At 65.7% G+C, this 4,108-nt stretch carries 6 protein-coding genes; 2 read left to right on the top strand and 4 right to left on the bottom strand.

Going from position 1 to position 4,108, the window contains the following annotated elements; all coding sequences use genetic code 11:
- Both AC5JJ6_RS01940 and AC5JJ6_RS01945 read left to right on the top strand, forming a co-directional pair.
- A partial coding sequence (locus AC5JJ6_RS01940; protein WP_496040424.1) for a hypothetical protein occupies nt 1-182 on the top strand: 182 nt, incomplete at its 5' end.
- 132 nt (nt 183-314) lie between these two features.
- Nucleotides 315-1,337 (top strand): GlxA family transcriptional regulator, encoded by a 1,023-nt coding sequence (locus AC5JJ6_RS01945; RefSeq protein ID WP_496040425.1) that lies wholly within the window; start codon nt 315-317, stop codon nt 1,335-1,337.
- On the opposite strand, the gene AC5JJ6_RS01950 is transcribed toward AC5JJ6_RS01945, so the two are convergent.
- The 4 genes from AC5JJ6_RS01950 to AC5JJ6_RS01965 form a co-directional block, all read right to left on the bottom strand.
- Nucleotides 1,321-2,274: an alpha/beta hydrolase fold domain-containing protein gene (locus AC5JJ6_RS01950; RefSeq protein ID WP_496040426.1), complete on the bottom strand. Its 954-nt coding sequence runs from the start codon at nt 2,272-2,274 to the stop codon at nt 1,321-1,323. The genes AC5JJ6_RS01945 and AC5JJ6_RS01950 overlap by 17 nt on opposite strands.
- On the bottom strand, nt 2,271-3,236 hold the full coding sequence (choX, locus tag AC5JJ6_RS01955) for a choline ABC transporter substrate-binding protein (RefSeq protein ID WP_496040427.1): 966 nt from the start codon (nt 3,234-3,236) through the stop codon (nt 2,271-2,273). Before choX ends, AC5JJ6_RS01950 begins: the two co-directional genes overlap by 4 nt.
- Nucleotides 3,237-3,271: 35 nt before the next feature.
- Nucleotides 3,272-3,760 (bottom strand): thioesterase family protein, encoded by a 489-nt coding sequence (locus tag AC5JJ6_RS01960; protein WP_496040428.1) that lies wholly within the window; start codon nt 3,758-3,760, stop codon nt 3,272-3,274.
- A partial coding sequence (locus tag AC5JJ6_RS01965; protein WP_496040429.1) for a 3-hydroxyacyl-CoA dehydrogenase family protein occupies nt 3,757-4,108 on the bottom strand: 352 nt, incomplete at its 5' end. The genes AC5JJ6_RS01960 and AC5JJ6_RS01965, both read right to left, overlap by 4 nt.

Here is a 4,108-nt window from a genome sequence, read left to right on the forward strand (position 1 = left end):
CCCCCCCCCCCACAACATATTTAAATCACCCCGCCACCACCGACATAAACACAAACTACCACACACATACCCAAAACCACGAAAATACGCCGATCTCGGCGACGCTGCTGGCGGTATCGCTGGTGGTCCTGATCCTGCCGGCCGTGCTGCACCTGATCGCGCCGAAGGTGTCGGCGGCATGACGCTACGGTCGATACGGCTGATGCGATGAATTTTCGAAACTTTCCTTGAATCCCCTTGCGTCGGCATCCGTGCTTGCCGACACAATAAGGGGCTTCCAGCAACCTGCCAGCCAAGGGGCCGATTCCAGCGCGATGCCGCTCATCCCCTGTACAGAGTCCTCGAACCGATTCGGGCGCGACATCGCCTTCCTGCTATTCCCCAAGTTCTCGATGATGGCGTTCACCTGCGCCGTGGAGCCGCTGAGGGTCGCCAATCACCTGATGGGGAGACCTTGCTACCGTTGGTCCACCGTCTCGGCCGAGGGCGGAGCGGTGGTCGCGAGCAACGGGATGGCGCTGGTGACGGACCGGCGGCTGAGCGATGTGGAAAACGCCGACATGCTGATCCTGTGCGCCGGCTTCGATCCGCAGGAGTCGTTCAGCGATGCGATGGCAGTGCCGCTCCGCCGGCTGGACCGGCAGGGCTGCATCCTGGGAGCCATCGACAGCGGCAGCCTGCTGCTTGCCCGCGCCGGTTTGCTGGACGGTCATGCCGCGACGACGCACTGGGAATGCCTGGACAGCCTGGCGGAGCAGTATCCTGAGGTCGACGTCCAGCCTTCGATCTTCGTTATCGACCGGCGCCGGCTTACCTGCGCCGGCGGCACCGCTGCGCTGGACATGATGCTTCACCTGATCCGCATCGACTGCGGCCACCGGGTCGCCGTGGCCGTCTCGGAACAGTTCATCCATTCGACGATCCGCGAAGCGCGATCCAGCCAGCGCGCCGACATGCCGCAACGGCTCGGCGTCTGTCATCCCAAGCTGATGCGCGCCGTCCAGTCGATGGAGCAGAACCTGGAGGAACCCTTGACGGTCAATACCCTGGCCGAGCGTGCCGGGTTGTCGGTCCGCCAGATGGAGCGTCTGTTCCATTCCTCGCTCGGCCAGTCGCCGGCGAGCTACTACCTGTGGCTGCGGGTCGAGCGGGCGCGTTCATTGGTGCTCTACTCGGGTCATTCCCTATCGGAGATCGCGGTCGCCTGCGGCTTCGGCAGCTACGAGGGATTTTCCCGGGCATACCGTCGCCACGCCGGAACCAGCCCCAGCAAGGACAGGGCGACGGCCCAACTTCAGCCTACTCCCAGCGCCGCCTCCCTCAGGATGGAGGTTTGAGGAAGACAGCCCGGAGCGCCCGCGCGCCATCCTCCAGCGCCTCGGCAGCGGTCGGGACCAGCCGGCTCCAATGCAGGAAGCCGTGCAGGACACCGTCATAGATGCGCAGGTCGGCGCGTCCACCCGCCCTCGCCACGGCATCGGTCAGCGCCAGACTGTCGTCGAGCAGCGGGTCGAGCGCCGCCGCCGCGATGAAGGCGGCCGGCAGGCCGGCAAGTTCGCGCGACAACAGGTCGGCGGCATCCGCCTCCGGGCTTGCCTCGGCGCCGAGGTAGCAGGACTCGTAGAACCGCAGGTCGGCCGGGGTCAGGCCATAGGCGTCGTCGGCGAAACGGCGCCGCGACCGCGAATCCCGGAGCCCGTAGAGCCCATAATACAACAGCATGAACCGGACCAGACCGCACCGCCGCTCGCGCAGGCGCAGCGTTGCCGCCAGCGCCAGATGAGCACCGGCGGAATCGCCGCCGATGCTCAGGCAACTGGGGTCGATGCCATAGGCTTGCGGAGCATCGCTAAGGGCGAGGATCGCTTGCTCGATCGCGTCCAGTGCCTCCGGATGCGGGTGCTCGGGGGCCAGCGGGTAATCGAACCCGACGACAACCATGCCGGACCGGCGGCAGAGCTGCCGCATGATCCGGTCGTGACTGTCGAGAGATCCCACGACGAAGCCGCCGCCATGGAGATAGACGAGCGTCGGCAGTGCAGGATTTCCCGACGGCCGATAGACCCTGATGCCCATGGAACATCGGTCCAGGTGAAGGACATCGTCCGTGACCGAAGCGAGATCGATGACCGGCTCGTTCCACCGTGCCCGCCCGGCTTCATAGGCCGACCGCATCGCCGCAACGCCGCCGTTCGCGGCGGGGGCCTGTCCGGCGCTCCAACGCAGTGCTTCGACGACGCCCGGCGCCAGATCGTCCCCGGGCCGCGGCGTCACGACGAGAGGCCGAGCGCCGTCTTGACGGCGGGCAGGCCGGGCTTGCCGTCGAAGGTCGTGACGCCGGCCAGCCAGCTATCCAGCACCTGCGGATTGCTGCGCATCCACTGTTCTACCGCCTTCTTCGGGTCCATCTTGTCGTTCAGGATCATGACCATCATCTCGTTCTCCATCGGGATGGCGAAGACGAGCTGCTTGAGGAAGTTACCCAGGTTCGGACAGGTCTGAACCAAGCCCGCCCTGGTCAGGGTACGGACGGTGGCGCTTCCCCGGTTGGGGCCGAAATACTCCTCCCCGCCGTCCAGATAGCCCATCGGCAGCTTCACGTTCATCGGGTGCGGCGCCCATCCCAGGAACACCGCCCATTCCTTGCGCCGCACCGCCCGGTCCACGGAGGCGAGCATCGCGGCCTCGCTGGATTCCATCAGCTTCCAGCCGCCCAGGCCATAGGCGTTATCCGCGATCATCTTCTGGATCTTCGCGTTGGCGGAGGAGCCGGGTTCGATGCTGTTGATGGTGCGGTTGAACTTGTCCGCATGCTTTTCAAGGTCGGCAAAGGTCTTGACGCCCGCGTCGGCGGCCTCCTTGTTGACCGCCAGGGTCGTGGTGGCACCTTCCAGGTTGACCACGGCGATGTCGATTTGGCCGCCGTCGATGTATTTGCGGGTCATCTCTTCCTGTGCCGGCATCCAGTTGCCCAGGAAGGCGTCGATATTCTTCGAGCGCAGACCTTCGATCGACACGGCGACCGAGAGGTTGACGACATTGGGCTGATATCCCAGCGCCGACAGGATGACGGACGCGGTGGTCGTGGTGGACGTAATGTCGGTCCAGCCCGGATCGGACATCCTGACCGCCTTGCACTCGGCGGGTTCGGCAGCCCAAACCGAAGCGGACCACAGGGAAGCGCTGCACAAGGCGATACCGGCGGCGGCCATCAGGCGGGCGGTTCTCAAAGACATGGTCAATCTCCCTGTTTATGGTTGGATTTGGAGGTTCAAGGGCCGGGGGGCTGCCACCGTTCCGGCAAGACGGGGCAGTCACGTCCAGTTCTGTCGCAGAGTCGTTCAATGGTGTCGAACACCGCCGGATCGAACGGCATGGCGCGCGGCCCCGGCGTGCCGACCGACAGCAGCACCAGTTCCGTCCGGGCAACCGGGCCTTCCGCGTCGGAGCGTTCTCCGGTCCGGTACATCGCGTGCCGGACCAGCATGCGCTTACGATCGGCCCCGGCGATCCAAGTGCGGATCTCCACCTCCTCGCCGCAAGCGACCTCGCGCAGATAGAGTATCCGGGCATCCACCGTGTAGACGGAGCGGCCGGTCCTTGTGCGGAAGCCCTCGTCCATCGCGATGGCGTCGAGCAGTGCGTCCGTCGCGTGGCCGAAGATCAGCACGTAATAGGCCTCGCTGAGATGACCGTTGTAGTCGACCCAACCCGGAGCCACCCGGGCGCGGTGAAGGCGGAGCGGACCCTCTCCGGTCATGCGGTCACCGGATCGGCTGGCTCCGCCCGCCGCTCGTGCCGCATGGGTGCCAGCGCCTCGATCAGCCGGATCAGGCAGTCGTCGCGCCAGCGCTCCAACTCCTTGATGCTGCGTCCGTCGGCCTGAACCGCGGTTCCATCCACCATGCGGTCGCGCAGTTCGCGCGTAAGCTCAGGGGCGACAAGCTTGGTCCAAGGCAGTTTCAACGCCGGGCCGAACTGATCCAGCATGTGGGCCATGCCGCCCTCGCCGCCGGCGAGATGGAAGGTCAGGCAGGTCCCCATGAAGGCATAGCGCAAGCCGGGACCGTAGACGATGGCGTCGTCGATATCCTCCGTGGTGGCGATG

The sequence above is a fragment of the Skermanella sp. genome, assembly GCF_059503625.1.

Bases quoted from the DNA above. Each gene is read 5' to 3' on its own strand.
- AC5JJ6_RS01945 (WP_496040425.1), top strand. From the start codon at position 315: ATGCCGCTCATCCCCTGTACAGAGTCCTCGAACCGATTCGGGCGCGAC.
- choX (WP_496040427.1), bottom strand. From the start codon at position 3,236: ATGTCTTTGAGAACCGCCCGCCTGATGGCCGCCGCCGGTATCGCCTTG.
- AC5JJ6_RS01960 (WP_496040428.1), bottom strand. From the start codon at position 3,760: ATGACCGGAGAGGGTCCGCTCCGCCTTCACCGCGCCCGGGTGGCTCCG.